19 protein-coding genes are annotated in these 24300 nt (G+C 67.4%); 6 read left to right on the top strand and 13 right to left on the bottom strand.

Annotated elements, in window-relative coordinates:
* Positions 1-2 precede the first annotated feature (2 nt).
* The 4 genes from dapC to D3H34_RS23560 are packed head-to-tail and all read right to left on the bottom strand — an operon-like array spanning position 3 to position 5371.
* Positions 3-1217, bottom strand: a complete 1215-nt coding sequence (gene dapC, locus D3H34_RS23575) for a succinyldiaminopimelate transaminase (RefSeq protein WP_119556669.1) — start codon at positions 1215-1217, stop codon at positions 3-5.
* A 53-nt stretch (positions 1218-1270) separates the two neighbouring features.
* Entirely contained in the window at positions 1271-1909 is a 639-nt protein-coding gene (locus D3H34_RS23570) for a LysE family translocator (RefSeq protein WP_119556668.1), read from the bottom strand.
* Positions 1910-1950: 41 nt separating this feature from the next.
* Positions 1951-3297, bottom strand: coding sequence for an amino-acid N-acetyltransferase (argA, locus tag D3H34_RS23565; RefSeq protein ID WP_119556667.1), 1347 nt, complete (start codon positions 3295-3297; stop codon positions 1951-1953).
* Between the two features lie 43 nt (positions 3298-3340).
* The gene (locus D3H34_RS23560; RefSeq protein ID WP_119556666.1) at positions 3341-5371 is read right to left on the bottom strand and encodes an AAA family ATPase; all 2031 of its coding nucleotides are present in this window, start codon (positions 5369-5371) and stop codon (positions 3341-3343) included.
* 364 nt (positions 5372-5735) lie between these two features.
* Here D3H34_RS23560 and hrpA point away from each other — a divergent pair, with 364 nt between their 5' ends.
* Entirely contained in the window at positions 5736-9701 is a 3966-nt protein-coding gene (gene hrpA, locus D3H34_RS23555) for an ATP-dependent RNA helicase HrpA (protein WP_434057712.1), read from the top strand.
* A 45-nt stretch (positions 9702-9746) separates the two neighbouring features.
* Here the strand turns inward: hrpA and D3H34_RS23550 are convergent, their stop codons facing one another.
* The 7 genes from D3H34_RS23550 to lptF form a co-directional block, all read right to left on the bottom strand.
* Positions 9747-9905, bottom strand: coding sequence for a DUF3309 family protein (locus D3H34_RS23550; RefSeq protein ID WP_093195340.1), 159 nt, complete (start codon positions 9903-9905; stop codon positions 9747-9749).
* A gap of 125 nt (positions 9906-10030) precedes the next feature.
* Positions 10031-10405 carry a rard protein gene (locus D3H34_RS23545; protein WP_119556664.1) on the bottom strand — a complete coding sequence of 125 codons (375 nt, stop codon included), beginning with the start codon at positions 10403-10405 and terminating at the stop codon, positions 10031-10033.
* Between the two features lie 28 nt (positions 10406-10433).
* Positions 10434-11606 carry a pyridoxal phosphate-dependent aminotransferase gene (locus D3H34_RS23540; protein WP_119556663.1) on the bottom strand — a complete coding sequence of 391 codons (1173 nt, stop codon included), beginning with the start codon at positions 11604-11606 and terminating at the stop codon, positions 10434-10436.
* A 31-nt stretch (positions 11607-11637) separates the two neighbouring features.
* Positions 11638-12579, bottom strand: coding sequence for a CysB family HTH-type transcriptional regulator (locus D3H34_RS23535; RefSeq protein WP_119556662.1), 942 nt, complete (start codon positions 12577-12579; stop codon positions 11638-11640).
* A gap of 63 nt (positions 12580-12642) precedes the next feature.
* Positions 12643-13017 carry a sirohydrochlorin chelatase gene (locus D3H34_RS23530; RefSeq protein WP_119556661.1) on the bottom strand — a complete coding sequence of 125 codons (375 nt, stop codon included), beginning with the start codon at positions 13015-13017 and terminating at the stop codon, positions 12643-12645.
* Positions 13014-14120 carry an LPS export ABC transporter permease LptG gene (gene lptG, locus D3H34_RS23525; RefSeq protein ID WP_119556660.1) on the bottom strand — a complete coding sequence of 369 codons (1107 nt, stop codon included), beginning with the start codon at positions 14118-14120 and terminating at the stop codon, positions 13014-13016. Before lptG ends, D3H34_RS23530 begins: the two co-directional genes overlap by 4 nt.
* Positions 14117-15265: an LPS export ABC transporter permease LptF gene (gene lptF / locus D3H34_RS23520; protein ID WP_119556659.1), complete on the bottom strand. Its 1149-nt coding sequence runs from the start codon at positions 15263-15265 to the stop codon at positions 14117-14119. The genes lptG and lptF overlap by 4 nt, the downstream gene beginning before the upstream one ends.
* A gap of 21 nt (positions 15266-15286) precedes the next feature.
* Between lptF and D3H34_RS23515 the strand changes: the two genes are divergently transcribed.
* The 4 genes from D3H34_RS23515 (at position 15287) to D3H34_RS23500 (ending at position 19056) form a co-directional block, all read left to right on the top strand.
* Complete coding sequence (locus D3H34_RS23515) at positions 15287-16828, top strand: leucyl aminopeptidase (RefSeq protein WP_119556658.1); 1542 nt, start codon at positions 15287-15289, stop codon at positions 16826-16828.
* On the top strand, positions 16825-17271 hold the full coding sequence (locus D3H34_RS23510; protein ID WP_119556657.1) for a DNA polymerase III subunit chi: 447 nt from the start codon (positions 16825-16827) through the stop codon (positions 17269-17271). Before D3H34_RS23515 ends, D3H34_RS23510 begins: the two co-directional genes overlap by 4 nt.
* A complete protein-coding gene (locus D3H34_RS23505) occupies positions 17271-17711 on the top strand; it encodes a hypothetical protein (protein ID WP_119556656.1) in 441 nt (146 codons plus the stop codon). Before D3H34_RS23510 ends, D3H34_RS23505 begins: the two co-directional genes overlap by 1 nt.
* A gap of 136 nt (positions 17712-17847) precedes the next feature.
* Positions 17848-19056, top strand: a complete 1209-nt coding sequence (locus D3H34_RS23500) for a branched-chain amino acid ABC transporter substrate-binding protein (protein WP_119556655.1) — start codon at positions 17848-17850, stop codon at positions 19054-19056.
* Positions 19057-19179: 123 nt separating this feature from the next.
* Here D3H34_RS23500 and D3H34_RS23495 read toward each other — a convergent pair whose 3' ends face one another.
* The gene (locus D3H34_RS23495) at positions 19180-19569 is read right to left on the bottom strand and encodes a response regulator (RefSeq protein WP_119556654.1); all 390 of its coding nucleotides are present in this window, start codon (positions 19567-19569) and stop codon (positions 19180-19182) included.
* Positions 19570-19791: 222 nt separating this feature from the next.
* Here D3H34_RS23495 and D3H34_RS23490 point away from each other — a divergent pair, with 222 nt between their 5' ends.
* Positions 19792-21033, top strand: coding sequence for an EAL domain-containing response regulator (locus D3H34_RS23490; protein ID WP_167481268.1), 1242 nt, complete (start codon positions 19792-19794; stop codon positions 21031-21033).
* A gap of 20 nt (positions 21034-21053) precedes the next feature.
* Here D3H34_RS23490 and D3H34_RS23485 read toward each other — a convergent pair whose 3' ends face one another.
* Positions 21054-24104 (bottom strand): ATP-binding protein, encoded by a 3051-nt coding sequence (locus tag D3H34_RS23485; protein ID WP_147400479.1) that lies wholly within the window; start codon positions 24102-24104, stop codon positions 21054-21056.
* Positions 24105-24300: the final 196 nt, after the last annotated feature.

Here is a 24300-nt window from a genome sequence, read left to right as displayed (position 1 = left end):
GCTTAGCGGCGGCCGTCCTTGACGAAACGGACGATGCGCTGGGCGGCTTCGACGCACTCGGCCGTTTCAGCCACCAGCGCCATGCGGATGCGGCCCCGGCCGGGGTTGGCGCTGTGGTCGGTCTCGCGCGCCAGATAGCTCCCCGGCAGAACCGTCACATTGTATTGAGCGTAGAGATCGCGGGCGAAGGCTTCGTCGTCGCCAGCCCACACTTCGGGCACGCCGGCCCAGAGGTAGAAGCTGGCGTCGGGCAGCCGCACGTCGAGCACGGGTTCGAGCAGCGGCGTGACGGCCGCGAACTTGGCGCGGTACTGGGCGCGGTTGTCGACCACGTGCGACTCGTCGCCCCAGGCCGCGATGCTGGCGGCGGCCACGGCGCCGCTCATGGCGCTGCCGTGGTAGGTGCGGTACAGCAGGAAGCCCTTGATGAGGGCCGCGTCGCCGGCCACGAAGCCGCTGCGCAGGCCGGGCACGTTGCTGCGCTTGGACAGCGAGGTGAGCGCGATCAGGTTCTTGAAGTCGGGGCGGCCGAGCTTGGCCGAGGCTTCCAGGCCGCTCAGCGGCGGCTCGTCGCGGAAGTAGATCTCGCTGTAGCACTCGTCGGCGGCGATCACGAAGCCGTGGCGATCGGACAGCGCGAAGAGCTTCTTCCACTCGTCCAGCGACATCACGGCGCCCGTGGGGTTGCCGGGCGAGCAGACGAACACGAGCTGGGTGCGGACCCACACGGCATCGGGCACGCTGTCCCAGTCGACCGCGAAGTTGCGCGCGGGCACGCTCGGCACGTAGTACGGCTCGGCGCCCGAGAGCAGCGCGGCGCCCTCGTAGATTTGATAGAACGGATTGGGCGACATCACCACCGGCTTCGGACCGGCGTTGCTGGCGTCGACCACGGTCTGGGCGAGCGAGAACAGCGCCTCGCGCGAGCCGTTGACCGGCAGCACCTGCGTGGCCGGATCAAGCACCAGGCTGTAGCGACGCTGCAGCCAGTCGGTGAACGAGGTGCGCAGCGTCAGATCGCCCGCGGTGGCGGGGTAGGCGGCGAGCGCGCCGAGGCCGGCACTCAGGGCGTCCTTGATGAAGCCCGGCGTGGCGTGCTTGGGCTCGCCGATGCCCAGGCTGATGGGCGCGAAGTCAGGGTTCGGGGTGACGCCGGCGAACAGGCGCTTCAGCCGCTCGAAGGGGTAGGGCTGGAGCTTGGAAAGCAGGGGGTTCATGGGGTGGGATTATCGGCGACCTGCGCCACCCGCCGGGGGCGTACGGAACCGGATCAGGTGCTGCCGCGCCGATAAAACGCGAGAGAACCGGCCAGGGCCAGCAGCATCGCGCCGCAGGTGCGGTCGATCCAGCGCGTGGCCGATTGCGTGAGCAGCCGCACCGCGCGGGCGCCGACGAAGGCGTAACCCAGCATCACGAGCATGTCGAGCCCGGCGAACAGCAGCCCGATCACCAGGTACTGCGGCGCCTGGGCGGCGGTCGGGTCGATGAACTGCGGCATCAGCGCCGAGCAGAACAGGTAGCCCTTGGGGTTGGTCACGGCCACCAGGAACGACTTGAAGAAGATGCGGCGGCTTTCACCGGCGTTGGCGGTGAAAGCCGCGTCGGCCTCCGGCAGCTCGAAGCCGCCGCGCGAGCGCAGCATGCGCAGCCCGAGCCAGGCAAGGTAGGCCGCGCCGACCCATTTCAGCATCGAGAACCAGAACTCCGAGGCCGCCAGCAGCGCACCCAGGCCGAGTGCCACGGCCCCCACCAGCACGAAATCGGACAGCACCGCGCCGAGCATGCCCGGCAGCGCCCGGCGCACGCCGTGGCGCGAGCCGTTGCTCAGCGCCAGCAGCACGGTAGGGCCGGGCGTGGCGATCGCCGCGAGGGCGACGACGCAGAATAACAGGGCGGTGGTGAGCGTCATCGGGATCTCCTTGGCGAACGGGGTTCAGCAGCCAGCAGGGATCAGATCTTCTTGACCAGCACCTGGCTCTTGCGGTCCCAGTTGTACTTGCGCTTGCGCGCCTCGGGCAGCCAGTCGGGGTTGACCTGCTGGAAGCCGCGCTTGAGGAACCAGTGCATCGTGACCGTGGTGAGCACGAAGATGCTTTCCAGCCCCATGGCCTTAGCGCGGTGCTCGATGCGCTTGAGGATGCGCTCGCCGTCGCCTTGCGACTGCGTCTGCGGCGACACCGTGAGCGCGGCCATTTCGGCGGTTTTCCCCTCGGGGTACGGATACAGCGCCGCGCAGCCGAAGATCACGCCATCGTGCTCGATCACGGTGTAGTGGCCCACGTCGCGCTCGATCTCGGTGCGGTCGCGCTTGACCAGCGTGCCGTCGCGTTCGAAGGGCTCGATCAGCTGCAGGATGCCGCCGATGTCGTCCACCGTGGCCTCGCGCAGGCTCTCGAGTTTCTCGTCGATCACCATGGTGCCGACGCCGTCGTGCACGTAGATCTCGAGCAGCAGCGAGCCGTCGAGCGCAAACGGCAGGATGTGGTTGCGCTCCACGCCGGCCTTGCAGGCCTTCACGCAGTGCTGCAGGTAGAAGGCGGTGTCGGTCGGCTTCTGCGCAGGCGGCAGCGAGGCCAGCAGCTTTTCGGCGGCGGCCAGCGGCAGCTCGGTGTCGATCGGGTTGTCCTCGCTCTCGGGCAGTTCGCTGTCCACGCGGATGCCCGGAACTTCGGTCAGGAAGATCAGCTTGTCGGCCTGGATCGAGATGGCCACGCTGGTTGCGACCTCTTCCATCGTCAGGTTGAAGGCTTCCCCGGTCGGCGAGAAGCCGAAGGGCGACATCAGCACCATCGCGCCGAAGTCGAGCGTGCGGCGGATGCCGGCCGCGTCCACCTTGCGCACCAGCCCCGAATGCTTGAAGTCCACCCCGTCGACCACGCCCACGGGGCGCGCGGTGATGAAGTTGCCCGAGATCACGCGCACCGTCGAACCGGCCATCGGCGTGTTCGGCAGGCCCTGGCTGAAGGCGGCCTCGATCTCGTAGCGCAGCTGGCCAGCAGCCTCCTGCGCCGAGTCGAGTGCCACGGCGTCGGTGATGCGGATGCCGTGCGAGTACTTCGCCTCGTGGCCCTTGGCCGCCAGTTGCTCGTTGACCTGCGGTCGGAAGCCGTGCACCAGCACGATCTTGACGCCCATGCTCTGGATCAGGGCCAGGTCCTGCGCGATGTTCTGCAGCTTGCCCGCGGCGATGGCCTCGCCCGCGAGCGCGACCACGAAGGTCTTGCCGCGGTGCGTGTGGATGTAAGGCGCGACCGAGCGGAACCAGGGCACGAAGGTGAAATTGAAGACGGTGGACATGGGGCGTGATTGTGCATTCTTGGCAAGGTTTTGGTGCAGCGCGTCATGCCAAGGCGCGCAGCAATCGACCGGCCCCGACCGCGGCGGGTGTGCCGCGGGCCTTGAAGGCCTTCAGTTGGTCGGCGTAGGCGTCCAGCGGCTCGACCGCCGCCTCGGCCGAACCCGTCGGCGTGACCGGCGCCAGCGGCAGTCCGAGCAGTTCGGCGAGTTCTTCCGGGGCGATCGAGCCGTGCGCCATCAGCGCATCGACCACCGCCATGAAGGCGCCCGCGTGCGCTTCGAGCAGGCCCAGTGCGCGGGTGTGTTCGCGCGCCAGGATGGCCTCGATCTCGCGGTTGGTGGCGGCCACGTCGGTGTTGAGGTTGTCGTTCGAGTCGGTCGTCACGTCGGTGCGGCTCCATCGGGTGCCGAAGCCCAGGTGCCGCACGTGGCGCGCTGCCGTCGCGGTGGCCTGCATCAGGTCGCGTTCGGCGCCGGTGGTGCAGCCCGATTCGCCGAACACCAGCCGCTCGGCCGCGCGGCCCGCCAGGCTTACGCAGACGCTGTCGAGCAGGTTGCGCTTGGACCATGCCTTGCGCTTCACGTAGCTGTTGTAGCCGCCCTCGAATGAGGCCACGTTGATGCGGATCTCCTGCGGCGCGCGGCCGAAGAGCAGGGCGTACACCAGCCCGTGGCCGGCCTCGTGCACCGCGAGCAGCGCACGGAAGTCGGCGTTGGCGCGCTGCTTGAGGCGATTCAGCTCCAGCGCCACCGGGAACTCGCGCCGCGCCAGCCGGAAGCGCGCAACCAGGCGCGGGCCACCGGGCGTGACCTCGCCGGGGTCGAGCATCAGCCACACGGGTTCGCTGCCGGTGGCGCCCTGTTCGAGCGCCCACAGCGCGGCGTTGACCAGCGTCGCGCTCAGGATCGCGTGGATCGAGGAGAACAGCGGGCGCGTGCCCTGCGCCGGAAACACGGCGTTGGCGTAGATCTGCTCGTACACGCTCGCATCGAGCACGAAGCGCACGCCCGAGCTTTCCTGGATCTCGCTCACGTAGCGGTCGCAGATCGACAGGATCAGTCGCACGTAGGTCGCCCGGCTGAACGACGGGTAGATCACGTGGTTGTTGCCCAGGCGCGCGATCTGCTCGGGCTTGAAGCGCTCGGCCAGCGCCTTCTTCACATCGATGAGCGAGAGCTTCTTCGTCAGCGCATGGAAGATGTCGGCGTCGGTGTCGCAGTCTTCCACCCGCTTGGCGGTCTCGGCGTACATCTCGTCGAGGTTGCCCGAGACGAAGACGAGCAGCTTCGAGTAGTCGGTTTCCCAGTTGTCCTGCGAGGCGCGGAAGGCGCGCAGCCGCGCCTGGATCTCGTCGGGCTTCCAGGTCATGATTTCCAGCAGCGATTCGCGCAGCTTCAGGCAGCGCTTGAACTCCTGCGCTTCCCAGGGCGAGAGCTGCAGGCGGCGCTTGCGCTTGGCTTTGCCAGTCTGGCCGGTCTTGGCACCGTCCTCGTCGTCTTCTTCATCGTCGTCGTCGGCACGGCGGTCCTGGTCGTACTCGGCCCAGGCCAGCGAGGACTCGATCTCGCCGAGCACGGAGAGCGACGGCGGCAGGCGGCCGTCGGACAGCAGCGCCCACACGTCCTGATAGCGCTCCACGCGCGCTTCCTTGCCGCTGGCGTCCACGGTGCGAAAGCGCTGGAACTCGTCCAGCACGAGGATGCCGGGCGCGCCCTCGGCGATGCCCGACTCGGCCAGCATGGCAGAGATCGAACCCGCGCTGCGGTGGCCCGAGCCGTGGCTGAAGCCGTCCATCTGCACTTCGATGAAGCGGTCGTAAAAGCCCAGGTGCTGCGCCAGCCGGCGCACGAGCTGCGTCTTGCCGGTGCCGGTCAGGCCCCACAGGCAGATGACGACCGGGCGGTTGATGAGCTGCGGCAGCACGTACCAGGCGCGCAGCGAATCGATCACGCGATCGATGATCTCGTCGATGCCGAACAGCTCGGCCTTCAGCGAATGGGCAATGGCCTGCAGGTGGCGCGTGCGCTCGGCCAGCGTGCTGTGCAGGTCACGGGAAATGTCTGGATGCGACATGAGGTTCTTTTTTCTTCGAATGATTCAGGGACACGAAACAGGAATGCGGCCGCTTCTCCTCGCCGCATGCAAGGAGGGCGAGGAGGGCGGTGGTGCAGGCGCTGTGCGGGTCAGGCTGGCGCGCTTCGACCTGGGAAGGTGAAGCGCGAGCGGTGGGCGTTCAGTTCCGCGAAGGAAGCTGAAGCCGGCGCGCGGGCTTCGTCAGGCCGGGCGGGTCGCCTTGACCCCGCCACGTGCGGACACGTGGCTTGCGCAGCGGATGCGCATCGAGAGGGGGGCAAGGAAGGAGGTCATGGCCGCGATCGTAGCGGCGGCATGCGTTAGAGTAAAGAGTCTTTACGAAATTTTCTTCGCCACCTGCTGCATGCGGCCTCGCTGTGGATGCCATGCAACAGCGGCGGGCCCCCGCGATAATTGGCGGTTTGCCCGCCTGCCGACGCGCGCAACGACCGACGACTGCCTTGCCTTGACGACCCTCACACCTTCCGCCCCCCTGCGCATCGAGTTCCCAGAATCGCTCCCGGTTTCCAGCCGGCGCGAGGAGATCATGGACGCCATCGCGGCGCACCAGGTCGTGATCGTCTGCGGCGAGACGGGCTCGGGCAAGACCACGCAGTTGCCGAAGATCGCGCTGGCGCTCGGGCGCGGCAAGCTCAACGCCGAGCCGGGCAAGGGCCGCCTCATCGGCCACACGCAGCCGCGCCGCATCGCCGCGAGTTCGGTGGCCAAGCGCATCGCTGAAGAACTGAAGACGCCACTGGGCGAGGTGGTCGGTTTCAAGGTGCGCTTTCAGGATCGCCTGAGCCGCGATGCCTCGGTGAAGCTGATGACCGACGGCATCCTGCTGGCCGAGACGCAGACCGATCCGCTGCTGAAGGCCTACGACACGCTCATCATCGACGAGGCCCACGAGCGCTCGCTGAACATCGACTTCCTGCTGGGCTACCTGCGCGAGATCCTTCCGCGCCGGCCCGACCTGAAGGTGATCGTCACCTCGGCCACCATCGATGCCGACCGCTTCGCGCAGCACTTCGCTTCGGCGAAAGGCCCCGCGCCGACGATCATGGTGTCGGGCCGCACCTTCCCGGTCGAGCAGCGCTACCGCCCCTTCGAGGAATCGCGCGAGCACGACCTGAACGACGCGATTGCCGACGCCGTCGACGAGCTCTGGCGCGACCCGCACAACGCGGGCGACATCCTGATCTTCCTGCCCGGCGAGCGCGAAATCCGCGAGGCAGCCGATCACCTGCGCCGCCATGTCAGTCACCAGCCGCTGTTTCGCAGCGCCGAAGTGCTGCCGCTGTTCGCGCGGCTTTCGGGCCCTGAACAGGATCGCATCTTCGAAAGCCACAACGGTCGGCGCATCGTGCTGGCCACCAACGTGGCCGAGACCTCGCTGACCGTGCCGGGCATCCGCTATGTGATCGACACCGGCACCGCGCGCGTCAAGCGCTACAGCTTCCGCAGCAAGGTCGAGCAGCTGCTGGTCGAGCCGATCAGCCAGGCCGCGGCCAACCAGCGCGCGGGCCGATGCGGGCGCGTGGCGAACGGCATCTGCATCCGGCTCTACGACGAGAAGGACTTCGCGGGTCGCCCGCGCTTCACCGACCCGGAAATCCTGCGCTCGTCGCTCGCGGGCGTGATCCTGCGCATGAAGTCGCTGCGTCTGGGCGACGTGGCGCGCTTCCCGTTCCTGGAAGCGCCGTCGCCGCGCGCCATCGCGGACGGCTACCAACTGCTCAACGAACTGGGCGCGGTCGACGACGGCAACGAACTCACGGCCACCGGCGCCGAGCTGGCCAAGCTGCCGCTCGACCCGCGCGTGGGCCGCATGATTCTGGAAGCCCGCACGCGCGGTGCGCTCGAAGAAGTGCTCATCATTGCCTCGGCGCTCAGCGTGCAGGACGTGCGCGACCGCCCCATGGACGCGCAGCAGCAGGCCGACCAGGCGCATTCGAAATTCGACGACGAGAAGAGCGAGTTCAGCGGCTACTTGCGGTTGTGGAAGTGGATCGCCGACGCGCGCGGCGGCCACGGAGACACCCACAAGCTCAGCAACCGCCAGTACGAGCAGTTGCTGCGCCAGAACTTCATCAACATCCGCCGCGTGCGCGAGTGGCGCGACATCCATTCGCAGCTGCTCACGGTGGTCACCGAGCACAAGTGGCGCATCAACAAGGAGCCCGCGGGCTACGACCCGCTGCACCTGTCGATGCTCGCCGGCCTGCTGGGCAACATCGGCTGGAAGCTCGAGGACGACGAGGCCTATCTCGGCGCGCGCGGCATCAAGTTCTACAAGCATCCCGGCGCGCATCTGAAGAAGAAGCCCGGCCGCTGGATCGTCGCGGCCGAACTGGTCGAGACCACGCGCCTGTTCGGGCGCGGCATCGCCAACATCGAGCCGCAGTGGCTCGAACAGGTGGCGGGGCACCTGCTGAAGAAGCAACTGCTCGACCCGCACTGGGAGAAGAAGGGCGCGCAGGTCTCGGCACTGGAGCGCGCGACGCTGTACGGCCTCGTGGTGTACAGCGGGCGGCGCGTCGACTTCACCAAGGTCGATCCGGTCTCGGCGCGCGAGATCTTCATCCGCGAAGCACTGGTCGGCGGTCAGTGGGAGAGCAAATTTCCCTTCCTCACGGCCAACCGCAAGCTGGTGCGCGAGGTCGAAGGCCTGGAGCACAAGGCGCGCCGGCAGGACGTGCTGGTCGACGACGAACTGATCTTCGCCTTCTACGACGCGCAGCTGCCGGCTGACGTGGCCAGCGGCATCACCTTCGAGAGCTGGTACCGCCACGCCTCGAAGGACCAGCCGCGTTTGCTGTACCTCACGCGCGACGAGCTGATGCGCCACCAGGCAGCCGGCATCACGACGCAGTCGTTCCCGCCGACGCTGCGCCTGGGCGGCGTCGACTGCGCTGCGAGCTACCTGCACGAGCCGAGCGACGCGAAAGACGGCCTCACGGTCAGCGTGCCGCTGTTCGTGCTCAACCAGGTGAACGAGGAGCGCTGCGAGTGGCTGGTGACCGGCATGCTCAAGGACAAGATCCAGGCATTGCTCAAGAGCCTGCCGCAGCGACCGCGCTCGCGGCTGGTGCCGTTGCCCGAGTCGGCCACGAAGCTGGCCGAGGAGCTGTCGGCGCCCGAGCTGTTCGGCACCGGTTCGCTCACCGACGTGTTGCTCAAGCGCGTGCGCGACCTGACCAGCATCGACGTGAAGCGTGCCGACTTCAAGCTCGACATGCTGCAGCCGCACCTGTTCATGAACCTGCGCGTCGTCGACGAGCATGGTCGCCAGCTCGGCATGGGCCGCAACCTCGGCGCGCTGAAGGCCGAGCTGGGTGCGCAGGCACGTGGCGCCTTCCAGGCGCTCGCGGGGCTCAACGTGAAGGCGTCGCCGGCGACCAAGGCTGCGCCTGCGAATGAAGGCCGGGCACCGGCGAAGAGCGCCGCACCCGAGAAGGCCACGCCCGCGCTGCCCGCCGGCCAGCGCTACACGACCTGGACCTTCGGTGAGTTGCCCGAGCTGATGGAAGTACGGCGCGGCTCGCAATCGCTCATCGGCTTTCCGGCACTGCGCGACGAAGGCGACGCCGTGACCATCGAGGTGTTCGACGAGCCCGCCGTGGCCGCCGCCAAGCACCGCGCCGGCCTTCGCCGCCTGTTCGCGCTGCAGCTGAAGGACGCGCTCAAGTACCTCGAGAAGAACATCCCCGACCTGCAGAAGATGTCGGTCGCCTACATGCCGCTGGGCACGTCGGAAGAACTGCGCACGCAGATCATCGACGTGGCGATCGACCGCGCGTTCCTGCAGGAGCCGTTGCCGACCGACGAGTTCGCGTTCAAGAAGCGGCTCGAAGAAGGGCGCGGGCGGCTCACGCTGATCGCCAACGAAGTGGCGCGGCTCGCGGGCGTCATCCTCGTGGAGTACGCGGCGGCGGCGCGCAAGATCAAGGACACGAAGATCCAGCCCGAGGCGGTGCAGGACGCTGCGCAGCAGCTGCAGAAGCTTGTCGGCAAGCGCTTCATCGCCGATGCGCCGTGGACGCAGCTGCAGCACTTCGCGCGCTACCTCAAGGCCATCGTGCTGCGCCTGGACAAGCTGCGCGCCGACCCCGCGCGCGACGCCGCCAAGCTGGCCGAGCTGAAGCCGCAGGACCAGCGCTACTGGCGCCTCGTGGCCGAACGCAAGGGCGTGGTGGACGATCGCATGCTCGAATTCCGCTGGCTGCTCGAAGAGTTGCGCGTGAGCTTCTTCGCGCAGGAACTGCGCACGCCGCAGCCGGTGAGCGTGAAGCGTCTCGACAAGGCCTGGGCGCAGCTTCAGGCATGAAAAAAGCCCGCGGCGACGCGGGCTTTCTTCATTGCGGCGCGTGGGCTATATGCGGCCCATGAGCACGAGGATCACCACGATCAGCACCACCAGCCCGAGGCCGCCGCTGGGCCCGTAGCCCCAGGCCCGGCTGTAGCCCCAGCTCGGCAGCGCGCCGATCAGCAGCAGGATCAGGACGATCAGCAGAATGAACGAGAGGGACATGGTTTTCTCCTGGGACGTTTGTTGTAACGAGCTTTCATGCTCAACGCCCCCGGGCGCTGCAAGCGCCGGAGAGCCGCCCCTTCGGCGGTCAGGACTGTCCTACCGTGGACGTCGGCGCTGGGCTTTCAGCCTCGCACGAATTCGATCGACAAGGTCCCCACGGCCGCCAGCACCAGGCTCATCGCCAGGAAGCCCGTGGCCCCCAGCGTCAACAGCAATGCCCGTCGCCAGGGACGTGTGCGGAAGAAGTAGATCGGGATGCCCAGCACCGGAAAAACGCCTGCGAGCAGTGCCGAGCGACCGGGCGCGGGCACGCCGCGCTCCCATCCATCGGCCCGGCACCACATGTAGCAAAGCGCCGAGATGAGGAACACATGCACCACGTCGAACGCCGTGTAGTCCTTGCCCCGCAATGGCGCCACGAAGGCATCCGCCACGCCCACCACGAGGAACGAGAGGGCCAGGGCCAGCAGGATCCAACGCGGCCGGTTCATCGTCATTGCGGTGTCCGGCGCGTGGCTGCCAGCGTCAAAGCTTCGCGAGGCGGTCGAGCGCGGCGAGCAGCGTTTCGTCCTTCTTGGCGAAGCAGAAGCGCACCACGCGCTGGTCGAAGCCGTCGCCGTAGAAGGCCGACAGCGGGATTGCCGCCACGCCGATCTCGCGCGTGAGCCAGAGGCAGAACTCGGCCTCCGACAGGTCGCTCACCGCCGAGATGTCCACGCACTGGAAGTAGCTGCCTTCGCTGCGCAGCAGCTTGAAGCGGGTTTTTTCGGCCAGGCCCGCGGCGAACAGGTCGCGCTTGCGCTGGTAGAAGGCCGGCAGTTCGAGGTACGGCTGGGGGCTGACCATGTACTGCGCCAGCGCGTGCTGCATCGGCGTGTTCACGGTGAACACGTTGAACTGGTGCACTTTGCGGAATTCGGCCATCAGCGGCGCGGGCGCGGCCACGAAGCCGACCTTCCAGCCGGTGACGTGGTACGTCTTGCCGAAGCTGCTGACGATGAAGCTGCGCGCCGCCAGGCCGGGGAAGCGTGCCACGCTTTCATGGCGCGCGCCGTCGAACACCATGTGCTCGTAGACCTCGTCGCTGATCACGAACACGTCGGTGGGCGCGAGCAGGTCTTCGAGCTGGCGCATCTCGGCCTCGGTCCAGACCGTGGCGCTCGGGTTGTGCGGCGTGTTGATGATGATCGCGCGCGTCTTCGGCGTGAGCGCGGCGGCGATCTTGTCGAAGTCGGGGCGGAAGGTGCCGGGCACGAGCGGCACGCGCACGACCTTGCCGCCGGCCAGGTCGATGTTGGGCACATAGCTGTCGTAGCAGGGCTCCAGCACGATCACTTCGTCGCCGGGCCGCACGATGGCCAGGATGGCGGTGATGATGGCCTGCGTGGCACCGGCCGTGACCGTGATCTCGGTGGCGGCGCTGTAGCTGCGACCGTAGAGCGCCTCGATCTTGGCGGCGATGGCATCGCGCAGCGCCGGAATGCCGGGCATCGGCGGGTACTGGTTGTGGCCGGCCGCCATGGCGGCGGCCACGTCTTCGAGCAGCTTCGGATCGCAGTGGAAGTCGGGGAAGCCCTGGCCGAGGTTCACGGCGTTCTTCTCGGCCGCGAGCGTGGACATCACGGTGAAGATGGTGGTGCCGACAGCCGGCAGCTTGGTGGTGATCTCGGGCGTGCGGGGCGTGGATGCGGTGCTCATGGTCGGTCGTCGCGGGGAGAAAGGCTGTGGATCAGAGTTCGTAGTCTTGGTGATGGCCGCTCAGGGCTTTCGCGATCAGGTTGCGGTCGAGCCGATCGGACAGCAGCTCGGCGAACTTGAAGACGAAGTTGCGCAGGTAGGCGCTGCGCTTGAAGGCGACGCGCGCGATGTTCTGGCCGAACACGTGGCCCATCGGGCGCACCACGAGGTCGGCGTTCGACTCGTCGCGCACGGCCATCTCGGCCACGATGCCCACACCCAGGCCCAGGCGCACGTAGGTCTTGATCACGTCTGAGTCGATGGCTTCCAGCGCGATGCGCGGCGTGAGCTTCTTCTGCGCGAAGGCGTGGTCGATGCGCGTGCGGCCGGTGAACGAGGGGTGGTAGGTGATCAGCGGTTCGCTCGCCAGGTCCTCGAGCGAAATGCGTTCCTTGGCCGCCAGCGGGTGGTCCTTGGGCAGCACCAGCACGTGCTGCCATTCGTAGCAGGGCAGTGTGACCAGCTCGGCATAGCCGTCGAGCGATTCGGTGGCGATACCGATCTCGGCGATCTCGTCGATCACCATGCGCGCCACCTGGTCGGGCGAGCCCTGGTGCAGGCTCACGTTGACCTTCGGGTAGGCCTCGCGCAGGTTGGCCACGGGCACCGGCAGCACATAGCGCGCCTGCGTGTGGGTGGTGGCGATGGAGAGCGTGCCGCTGTCCTGCGCGCTGAACTGTTCGCCGATGCGCTTGAGGTTGCCCACCTCGCGCATGATGAGTTCGATGCTCGCGATGACGTGCTGGCCGGGTTCGGTGATGCGCTTCAGGCGCTTGCCGTGGCGGGCGAAGATCTCGACGCCGAGCTCTTCCTCGAGTTCGATGATGGCCTTGGAGACGCCGGGCTGCGAGGTGTGCAGGGCCTTGGCCGCCTCGGTGAGGTTCAGGTTGCGCCGCACGGCTTCCTGAACAAACTTGAACTGGTGCAGATTCATATCAAATTCCGTCTTATTGCGGAATTCATTATGCCTTTGAAGTCTATAAAAATGACCGGGACTTCAGGATTTGATGGCAATCCGGGCCAGCAAGGCGACCAGTTCGGGCGATTCGCCCACGATCGGAGCCAGCGAGAACGCCACGGCAGGCCAGCGCTGGCGCAGGGCGTCGAGCTGCAGCGGCAGGTCCTCGCGCGCGTGCTTGCCCATGCCCAGGAAAAGCGGCACCACGTGCACCGCGGTGGCGCCGTCGGAGATCAGCGTGGCGGCGGCGGTCGGCAGGTCGGGCGCGGCCAGTTCCATGTAGGCACAACTCACGCGCACGGCGGGGTCGTCCTCTCGCATGCGGGCGGCGACGGCCTCGATGGGCTCGCGCCAGCGTGCGTCGCGCGAGCCGTGCGCCAGCAGCACCGTGCCCCGCAGCGACCGCGCGGTCATCGCCTGAGGACCAGCCAGCTGAAGGCGGTCAGCGACAGCACGGAATAGATCATTCCCGGCGCCGCCGCCGTGAGCCAGGGCGACCAGTTGCTGAGGTTGCCGAGGTAGCCGAACACGTTGTTCAGCAGGAAGAAGCTGATGCCGATCATCACGCCGCCGAACACGTAGGTCGTGATGCCGGCCTGGCGGAAGTGCAGGTAGGCGAAGGGCAGGGCGAGCACCACCATCACCAGACACGACAGCGGATAGAACACCTTGCGCCAGAACTCGATCTCGTAGCGCTGCGCGGTCTGCCCGTTGGCGTTCAGGTGCCGGATGTAATCGAACAGGTCGATGGTGCTCATGCGGTCGGGTCGCAGGAGCGCGACGGACACCATTTCGGCCGTGAGCGAGGTCGGCCAGTCCATCTTCTCGACCTGGGTGGTCGTGATGCGGGCCTTGTCCGCGGCGCGCGTTTCGTAGTCCTGCTGCTCGACCTCGGACAGCACCCACTTGTCGCCGAGGATGTGCGCGGACTTGGCCATGAGCTGCTTGCTCACGTAGCCATTGCCGTCGAACTCGAAGATGCGGGTGTTCTGCAGCGAACCGTCACGCGCGATGGACAGCACATTGACCGCATACGACGTGTCGCCGCGCCTCTCCTTGAGCCAGGCGCCGGTGTTGCCGACCAGCGAATAGGTGCCTTGGTAGCGCGATTTGAGCAGCTGGCCGGTGCGCCCCGACAGCGGCGCGATGTAGTCGCCGATGGCAAAGGTGAGCACCACGAAGCCCAGGCCCAGCAGCAGCAGCGTGCGCAGCGCGCGCCACGGGCCGAGGCCGCTGGTGCGCAGGATGGTGTATTCGGAGCTTTGCGCCAGGCGCGCCATCACGAAGATGCACCCGATCAGCACCGTGATCGGCAGCAGTTCGTACAGGTGGCTGGGCACCAGCAGCAGCACGTAGATCAGCGCCTGCACCGGCCCGTAGGCCAGGCTTTCGGGCTTGCCCACGGACTGCAGCTCATCGACGAAGTCGAAGAAGAAGAACAGGCTCAGGAAGCCGAGCGTCACGAAGGCCACGGCCTTCAGTGCCTCGACGTAGATCAGTCGGCGGATGGTTTTCACGAGGTCGGGTCGATCCGGGAAGGCGGTGCGGCCGGCGGCGGGCTGCCAGCAGTGGCGGCGCTGGCGCGGGTCTGGCGGTGGGCCGACCAGTTGTTGTTGCGCAGCGTGAGCCAGGCCGTGGCGAACAGGAAGACGCCGCCGTGCAGCAGGAGCATGAAGGAGCCCATGCCGTAGCGGCCGGAGCTGATCCAGCTCTGGCCCAGGTTCAGCAGGTTGTAGTAGACGACGAAGGCGAACAGCGCGAACACCAGGTTGCCGCTGCGCCCCACGCGCGGGTTGACGCTCGACACCGTCAGCGCCAGCAGCACGAAGTTGATGGCGGCCAGCAGCATGCCGAAGCGCCAGCCCAGTTCGCCCAGGCTGGCGTCGCTGCGGTCGCGCAGCAGCGAAAGCGTGGAGCGCGCGCGCGTGGGCGTGCTGTCGCCGGTGGCGTTCGAGCTGCCGCCGGCGCGCGTGCCGTAGGTCTTGAACTCGCTGATCTTGAGGCCCGACTCCGTGAACAGGGGGCGCTCCAGGCGCTGGCCGTTGCTCAGCAGCAGGAAACGGTGGTTGTCGATGTCCTCGATGCGGCCGCTGCGCGCCGAGGTGGTGATCTGCAGGCCGCGCTCGACGGCCCAGATGAAGACGTTGGTGGCGGTGGCGCCGTCGGGCGTGTCCTTGTCGATGAAGAACACGCGCAGCCGGCCCGAGGACTCACGGAACTCGCCCGGCGTGACACGCTCGATGTCGCTGCGCTGTTCGTACTGCTGGCGCATGCCGATGGTCTGCGAGTTGGCCCAGGGCCAGCCCACCAGCGCCATGGCCGCGATCAGGATCAGCACCGGCCAGGCGAAGCGAAACAGCGGCTGGACGAAATCGGCCAGGCCGCGCCCGCTGGAGAACCAGATCACCATTTCGCTGTCGCGGTACATGCGCGAGAGCGTGCCGACGATGGCGATGAACAGGCTCAGGCTCAGGATGGTCGGCATGTAGCCGAGCACCGTGTACGCCATCACGAGGAACACCTCTTGCGGGTTCACGCTGCCCTTGGACGCCAGCCCGAGCGTGCGGATGAGCATCATGGTCATCACGATGGTGACCAGGACGACGAGGGTCGCTCCGAAGCTGCGCGACAGCTCCTTGCGTAGGGAAGAATGGAATAACATCGTTCGAGGAAAAAAAGGATTATGGACTTTCAACTCAAGACCCTCACCGTCGCCCAGGCCGCCGCCGAGAAATCCGACCTCCTCATCGTGCTGGTCGGCAGCACTCTCCCCACCGCCAAAGACCCCGTTTCCGTGCTTGCCGCCAGTGCCCGCAAGGCCGGCGACCTGCCCGACAAGGCCGGCAAGCTGCTGGCGCTGTACCGCCCCGAAGCCGTGGTGCCCTCGCGCGTGCTGCTCGCCGCCATCGGCGACGGCAAGGCCGCCTCGGTGCGCAGCGCTGTGAGCGCGGCGGTTTCGGCGGCCAAGGCCAACGGTCCCAAACGCGTGGTGATCGTGTTCGCGCAGCCGGCTGATGCCGCAGCTGTCGCCGGTGCCGTCACGGCCGCGGCCGATGCCAGCTATGTCTACACCACGACCAAGTCGAAGACCGAGCCGCGCAGCATCCGCCACCTGACGCTGGGCGTGCCCGAGGCCGTCAGCGCCGTTTCCAAGGCCTTCGACGACGCCCGCGCCACGGTCGCCGGCATCGAGCTGGCCAAGGAGTGGGGCAACCGTCCCGCCAACCACGCGACGCCCACGCTGCTGTCCGAAGCCGCCAAGGGGCTGGCGAAGCTGCCGCGCATCAAGTGCGAAGTGCTGGGCCCGAAGGAGGTCGAGAAGCTCGGCATGGGTTCGTTCGCCGCCGTGGCCCAGGGCTCGGCCGAGCCGCTGCGCTTCATCGTGCTGCGCTACCAGGGCGCGGCCAAGGACGAAGCCCCCGTGGTGCTGGTGGGCAAGGGCATCACCTTCGACACCGGCGGCGTCTCGCTCAAGCCCGCGGCCGAGATGGACGAGATGAAGTTCGACATGTGCGGTGCCGCCAGCGTGCTCGGCACCTTCCGCGCGCTCGGCGCGATCCAGCCGGCGATCAACGTGGTCGGCCTGATCCCGTCGTGCGAGAACATGAACGACGGCAAGGCCGTCAAGCCCGGCGACGTGGTCACGAGCATGAGCGGGCAGACCATCGAGATCCTGAACACCGACGCCGAAGGCCGGCTGATCCTGTGCGACGCGCTCACGTATGCCAAGCGCTTCGACCCTGCCGCCGTGATCGACATCGCGACGCTCACGGGCGCCTGCGTGGTGGCTTTGGGCGGCGTGCGCAGCGGCCTGTTCGCGAGCGACGAGTCGCTGGCCGCCGCGCTCGAATCGGCCGGCGAGGCATCGCAGGACCGCTGCTGGCGCCTGCCGCTGGACGACGACTATGCCGAAGGCCTCAAGAGCAACTTCGCCGACGTCGCCAACATCGCCGGTCGTGCCGGCGGTGCGATCACCGCGGCCAAGTTCCTTCAGCGCTTTGCGGCCGACTACGCCTGGGCGCACCTGGACATTGCAGGCACGGCCTGGAAGAGCGGGGCGGCCAAGGGCTCGACTGGCCGGCCCGTCGGCCTGCTGGTGTCGTACCTGACGAACCGCGCGGGCAGCGGTGCCACCGCTGCTGCCGCACCCAAGGCCGAGAAGGCTGCCAAGCCCGCAAAGAAGGCCGCGGCCAAGCCGGCCCGAAAGGCCCGGTCCGCACAGTGACCGACATCGGCTTTCACTACAACGCGCCCGACAAGCTCACCTACGCTTGCCGGCTGGTTCGCAAGGCCGTGAACACGCGCGGCCTGCGCGTGGTGGTGGTGGTGGGCGATACGCGCGCGCTCGATACGGTGGATGCCGCGCTGTGGCAGCTGTCGCCGGTCGACTTCGTCGCGCATTGCCGCGCCGATGCGCCGGCCCATGTGGTGGCGCGTTCGCCCGTCATCCTGTGCACCGAAGGTGCGGACGCGGCCTCGCTGCCGCACCGCGAGATGCTGGTCAACCTCGGGCTCGAGGTGCCGGCCGGCTTCGAGCGCTTCGAACGCATGATCGACATCGTGAGCGACGAGGCCAACGACCGGCAGGTCGGTCGCACCCGCTGGCGCCACTACGCCGACCGGGGCTACACGATCCAGCCGCACGATTTCGCAAGGAGCGCCTCCTGATGGCCAGCACGCTGCGCACGCCGCCCCGGTTCGTCCCGACGCTGACGACCGTGCTCGAGATACCGGCCGAGCCCGTGCCGGTTGCGGAGACGCTGCGGCCGATGGTTCCCGGGATGGGTGAGTCGGTGTCGCAGCCTTCACCACTAGACCTGGCGAGCGCCGTCGCATTGCCTGCGTCGGTGTCGCTCACGCCGGCTGAAATCGTCAGCCTCGAAGAGCAATTGCTGCACCGCGTGCTGCAGCGTGTCGACCTGTCGCTGGAAGAGCGATTGAGCGACGCCGTGTCAGCTGCCGTTCAGCATCAGCTCGACGAAATGGTGCCGCGTCTGCGCGGCGAAATCGAGGCCGTGCTGCGCGCGCTCGTCATCGAATCCATGGCCGCCGAACTCTGTGAAAACACAGGGGAAAACACAGGGTCTACGCCAGCTTCCGGCGCATAAATCCTCGGCTAAACTGCGCCGCAGGTCGGAAAGGCGTGAGGGTGCCGCTGGTCTGCGGCGCGAAACTTGCGAGGTCTGAACGCCCGGATCAAACGACCGGTTTTTTATTCTTTTCATCCAAGTTCTGGAGGTTCCCATGCAATTGAAATGGACTGCGGTCGCACTGGCTGCAATCACGCTTGTGGCTTGCGGCAAGAAAGAAGAAGCTGCTGCTCCCGCGGCGGCGCCGGCACCCACGGCTGCGGCCCCGGCCCCTGCGGCACCTCCGGCTGACGCCCTGGTCGTGAAGATCGGCCACGTCGGCCCGACCAGCGGTCCCATTGCCCACCTTGGCAAGGACAATGAGCTGGGCGCCAAGATGGCCATCGAAGACCTGAATGCCAAGGGCATGAAGATCGGCGACAAGGTTGCCAAGTTCGTGCTGGTTCCCGAAGACGACGCAGGCGATCCGAAGCAAGGCACGGCCGTCGCCCAGAAGCTGGTCGATGAAAAGGTCAACGGCATCGTCGGTCACCTGAACTCGGGCACCACCATCCCCGCTTCCAAGCTGTACAGCGACGCCGGCATTCCGCAGGTCTCGCCGTCGGCCACCAACCCCAAGTACACCCGCCAGGGCTTCAAGACCACGTTCCGCGTGGTGGCTGACGACACGCAGCTGGGCGGCACGCTCGGCAAGTACGCCGTCGAAACGCTCAAGGGCAAGAACATCGCCGTGATCGACGACCGCACGGCCTACGGCCAGGGCGTCGCCGAAGAGTTCGAGAAGGCTGCCAAGGCTGCCGGCGCGACCATCGTGGGCCACGAGTTCACCACCGACAAGTCGACCGACTTCAACGCCATCCTGACCAAGCTGAAGGCTTCCAAGCCCGATGTGCTGTTCTTCGGCGGCATGGACGCCGTGGGCGGCCCGATGCTCAAGCAGGTCAAGCAGCTCGGCCTGAACGTCAAGTTCATGGGCGGCGACGGCCTGTGCACCGGCGAACTGCCGAAGCTGGCAGGCGACGCCATCGGTGAAGACATGGTGGTCTGCGCCGAAGCCGGCGGTGTCGACGGCGACTTCAAGCAGCCGCTGGAAGACTTCAAGGCCAAGTTCAAGACCAAGAACGGCGTCGAAGTGCAGATCTACGCACCGTACGTGTACGACGCGGTCAACGTGCTGGCCGAAGCCATGGCCAAGGCCGGCTCGTCCGACCCGGAAAAGTACCTGCCTGAAGTGGGCAAGGTGCAATACAAGGGCGTGACCGGCCCGATCGCCTTCGACGAGAAGGGCGACATCAAGAACGGTGCCCTGACGCTGTTCACCTACAAGGGTGGCGTGCGTACGCAGATCGCCGTGGTGCGCTGATCGCATCGCAATCAACGGTCCTTCACCGGACCATCGAATGAAAAAAGGGCCTGCGGGCCCTTTTTTCATGCATAGCGCATTCGCGGGAGGCGTGCGGCGCGGCACGCGTTCGGTCGCTCGGTGTCAGAGCGGGGCCAGGCCCGAGGGGCGGTCGGTGTTGCAGTACTCGATGAAGGCGTCGAGGTCGTGCGACTTGTCGAACACCGCATCGGCGCCCAGTGCCTGGCAGCGCGTGCGGATGTCCGCGGTGACGTAGTTGCTCAGCACCACGACGCGCTGGTCGGCCCGGCGCTTGCGGCAGCCCGACAGCACGCCGAGGCCGGAGCCTTCCTTCAGGAACAGGTCGACGATCAGCAACTGCCAGGCGTCGGGGTGGGCGGCCAGCCAGGCGAGGGCGCCTGATTCGGTTTCGGCGAAGCCGACGACACGGCCGTTGACGAGGTCCTCGAGCGCCGGGACCAGGTTGTCCCTGATGGTCTTGTTGTCCTCGACGAGGAACGTGATGAGGGCCATGCCGCGGATTTGTTCTGTGAACCAATAGCGTAGCGCGCCGGACGCCGCCGCCGCGTAGGAGAAAGGAGACGGACGCACCGAAACCGCGCCTTCGCAACACACATCGGCGCGCGGTCCTAGCGGGTGGCTGGCGAGATTCGGACGGGTCCGATGGGGCATTCGGGCCGCGCCCGGGAAGATGCAGCACAGGTTCTCTTCGCTCCTCTTCCGGGCCCAACCACCATGATCAGAAACGCACTCGTGATCGACCAGGTCGAACGCACCGGCCTCGCGCTGGCCACCTTCATGCGCTACGCCGGCATTCCCCGCGTGGACGTCACGCGCAGCGGCCATGGATTCGTTGAGGCGCTTCAGCAACACCGCCACGACCTGCTGGTGGTGGACATCGACACGCCCGAAGTCACGGGCCTGCAGATGATCGACGCGGTGGTCGAAGCCGACAGCCCCGCGAAGCTGGTGCTCATGAGCGCCCAGCCGCCGCGCATCCTGCAGGCGGCGGTGGACTACGCCGGGGCCCGTGGTGCACGTGTGCTCTCGGCCATTGCCAAGCCGAGCACCATGGTCACGATGGCGTCCGCGGCGCAGGTGATGGCGCGCGGACGGCGTCACAGGGCCGAGCCGCGACGCGGCACGGCGTTGCCGGCGGGCGACGACGCGCCGGCCTTCACCGCGCAGGTCTTGGGCGCGGCGCTGGCCACGCGCCAGATCACCGCTCACTTCCAGCCCCGGCATTGCGCGCGCACGGGTGTTCTGCGCGGCGCCGAGCTGCAGCCTTGCTGGTACCGGCCCGACGACACCTGGCTGCCCGGCGCGGACTTCCTGCCCGCCATCGCGCACGCCGGCCTGGGCGCGGCGTTGACGCAGCGCATGCTGGACTGCGCCTTTGAACTGCTCGGCTACATGCACCCGGACCACGATCTGCGACTCGGTGTGCGTGTGTCCGCGTCCATCGCCGGCTCGGTGGCCTGGGCGCAGGATGTGGCCGAGCAGGCCGAGCGTGCAGGCATCGCCGCGGACCGGCTCATGCTGGAGATCGCCGAGGACGGTGGTGCCCGCTGCAACGACGTGCTGGCGGGGGCGGTCGCGCACCTGCGGCTGCGGGGCTTCCATTGCGCCATCGACCGCTTCGGTCAGGGCGACTCGACCTTGAGCCGGTGGCTCAAGGTGCCGTTCAGCGAGATCCAGATCGACGCGCGCCAGCTGGCGCAGGCGCGCGAGAACCCGCATGCGCGCCACATCCTCGCGAGCCTCATTGCCATGGCCCGCGAGCAGGACGCGACCTTGCTCGTGAAGGGGGCCGACAGCGAGCAGGACCTCGCATTGGCCCGCAGTGTCGGCTGCCACTTCACGCAAGGTATGCAGCACGCCGAGGCGATGCCCGAGCAGGCCTTCGCGCAGTACGCGGCGCTGCTGCGGTATGCGGCGCAACGCCAGCTGGAGTCACCACAAGCCGTGGCCTGCTGACGTGCGATCGAGGCGCGCGCTCAGCTAGCGCGCTGCGCCAATGCCGCTTCGGCGGCCGCCTGCAGCGCAGTCCAACCGGGGATGAGCTGGGTCATCTCTTCGTGCTTCGCCGACGCGCTGAGCCGTGCACACATGGCGGCGATGACCGGCTCGCCGATCATGGCGAAGGCGCCGCGCACCGCATGCAGCTGATCGCCGATGGCTTGCCGGTCACCCACATCCAGTGCCTTCTGGATCAGCAAGGCGGACGACGCCAGCGACGTGACCATGGCCTCGTGCAGGGACGCGTCCAGGGGGCCGTGCGGCCCGTTCGTGTCTACCGAACGATCGGCAACGTCGACGGCGGGGATTGACGGGGCCGCGCCCACCGTCCTGGCAATCGCCTGCTCCAATGCCGGCAGCAGCACCGGCTTGAGCAGCACGCCCGCGAAGCCTGCCAGCGAGCATTGCTGGTAACCCTCCTGCTCCAGGTGCGCCGTGATGGCGACCAGAGGCATCGACGGCAGGCGCTCGCGCAACCGCCGGGCCAGCGTGTAGCCGTCCATGCCGGGCATGTTCAGGTCGGTCAGCACCAGGTCGTAGTGCTGTGTATCGAGCAGCGCCAGCGCGGCTTCGCCATCGGATGCGACATCGGCGGCAATGCCCAGTGTGGCGAGCTGATCGCCGATCAGCACACGGTTGGCCGGGTGGTCGTCGACGACCAGCAGGCGCATGGCGCGGGCTGGCACGCCGTGCAGCGTCTGTGCCGGCTCATGGTCCTCCACGGCGGCATCGTCCTCGGCCAGTGGCACGAGCGGCAGCTCCACCGTGAAGCACGAGCCGGCCCCGGGCTGGCTGCTCACCTGGATTGCGCCACCCATCTTGCGCGCCAGCCGCTGGCAGATCGACAGCCCCAGCCCTGAGCCGCCGAACTCGCGCGCGGTCGAGGGCGAGGCCTGCATATAGGTGTCGAACAGATGGGGAATCTGCTCGGGCGGCACGCCCATGCCGGTGTCGGTCACACGGATCACGACCGGCGAGTCCTGCCCCGGCGACAGCGGGCCGACCTCCAGGGTCACCGCGCCCGTGGCGGTGAACTTGATGGCGTTGCTCAGCAGGTTGACGATGATCTGGCGGATGCGCGTCGGATCGCCTGCATAGCCGGCGGCCAGGCCTGGATGCACCTGGCAGTCGAGGCGCAACCCCTTGGCATGCGCCGAGGGCTCGAACATTTCCACGCAGGCCCGCGCGATGCCGGGCAACGCGACCCGCGCGGTCTCGAGCTTCATCTGGCCCGACTCCATCTTCGACAGGTCGAGGATGTTGTTCACGATCTCCAGCAGCGTGCGAGAGGCCTGGCGCACCGACTGCAGGCGGCGCGCCTGTACCTCGGGCGGCGCGGTCTGGCCGAGCAGTTCGAGGTTGCCCAGCACCGCGTTCAGCGGGGTGCGGATCTCGTGGCTCATGGTGGCGATGAACACCGACTTGGCGCGGTTGGCCGCCTCGGCCGCCACGCGGGCTTCCTCGCGCTTCTTGTCGATTTCGTTGCGCTCGGTGGCGTCGGAAAAGCTGCAGAGCAGGGCGTCCGCGCCCTGGTAGCGCGTGAGCGTGCATTGCAGCAGCAGCTCGCAGGCCTGGCCGTTCTTCAGCGCCAGCCGCATGTCCGCATCGTGCAGCGCGCCATCGCGACCGCGTTCGCGGTAGAGCGCGGCCATCTGCTGGTGCAGCGGTGCGGTCGGCACGGTGGCCGCCGCGTACAGCTCCATCATGCGGTTCTGCAGCAACACCTCTTCGTCGTCGAGCGCGATCAGGCACACGCCGAACGACGAGGTCGCGATGATCGCGCGGTTGAACTGCTCGCTTTCGTACACCCGCTGCGAGCGGCGGTAGGCGGGCTCGAGCAGCTTGCGCCGGAACAGGAGCAGCAGGCCCCACAGCGCACCCAGCACCACGAGCGTGGCGCCACCGTAGCGCAGCAGCTGCGGCTTCAAGGCGATGAACACCGTACGCCAGGAATAGGCGTAGACCAGCGACCAGTCGGTGCCCGCCAGCGGCGTCGAGAGGCTGAACATGCCCGCGCGATAGGTTTCACGGGGCAGGTCGGCGCTGGCCTCGCGCTGGCTGTGCGCCAGCACGGTGTCCATCAGGGCGGCGCCGTCGATCGCATCACCTGTGCGGTCGGCGGAGAGCAGCACGCGGCCGTGGCGATCGACCAGCATGGCGACCGTGTCTTCCGGTGTCTGCTGGAGACGGTTCTCCAGCACGCTGGCCGGCAGGTTGCTGACGAACACCATGAAGGGGCGGCCTTGCGCGTCGAAGCCGGGCTGCACCAGCTTGAAGGGCGACTGGTCGGGGGCCAGCAGGTCGGGCGCCGGCGGCTGCCAGGCCACGCGGCGCTGCGTGCGCCACAGGTCGGCGAGTGCCGCATCGTGGGCGAGGTCGCCGATGTCGAAGCTCAGGCGTTCGATCAGCGCGGCGGTGTCCGGCAGGCCGGTGCGGGCGAGCACGCCCTGCAGGCCGCCTTCGGGCGTGGGCAGCAGCGAGAGCAGGCGGTGGTCGGGGGTGTAGGTGTAGGCGCCGAGCGGCGAATTGCGCAGCTGCGCGACGGCGGTGACGCTGTAGGCCTGCGTTTCGAGCATGCCCAGGTGTGGCGCGAATTCACTCAGGTCGTGGGTCTTGTGCGTGTCGACCGCGGCGAGGGCCGGCGTGAGCTTCGGCTGCAATTGCAGCACCACGTGGCCGCCGTTGTGCACGAAGGCGTCCAGGGTGCCGGGGCCGGGCGGTGTCCTGCTGTTCCAGAGCAATTCGGCGTTCACCACGCCGCGCCGCATGGCGGCCTGCTTTTCCTCGATGTCGAGCTGTATCCGCGCGCTGTGCGCCGCCAGCGTGGTGCGCAGATTGGCGAAAGCGTTGCTCGCCACGTTGGACAGCACCAGGCAGGTGGCCAGGACGATCAGCAGCGACAGCAGGGCGCCGCCGCCGTACAGCAAGGCCAGCTGATAGCGCCGAAGCAGGTTCAGCTCCTGCAATTGCTGGGCTTGGGTCAGGGGGGCGCCCTGTCGGGAGCGGGTGGTGCGGGGCTGGGAGGACATAAGGAAGAGGGTGATGAATAACCAGAGAGCCGGTAAATCATCAATGGTTTCCTTTTATTTCGTGCTCCCCGGATTTATAGGACTCGTCCTATTGAAGAGGGGGATTCTTTAGGCCGAGGCTGATTAATTCGGAGAATTGAAAGAAATTAAAATTCATTCACTCTTTCGACGTACATTGATTCTGAATTGAATTTCT

The organism is Acidovorax cavernicola, from assembly GCF_003581445.1.
This window is presented reverse-complemented; position numbering and strand designations above follow the sequence as displayed.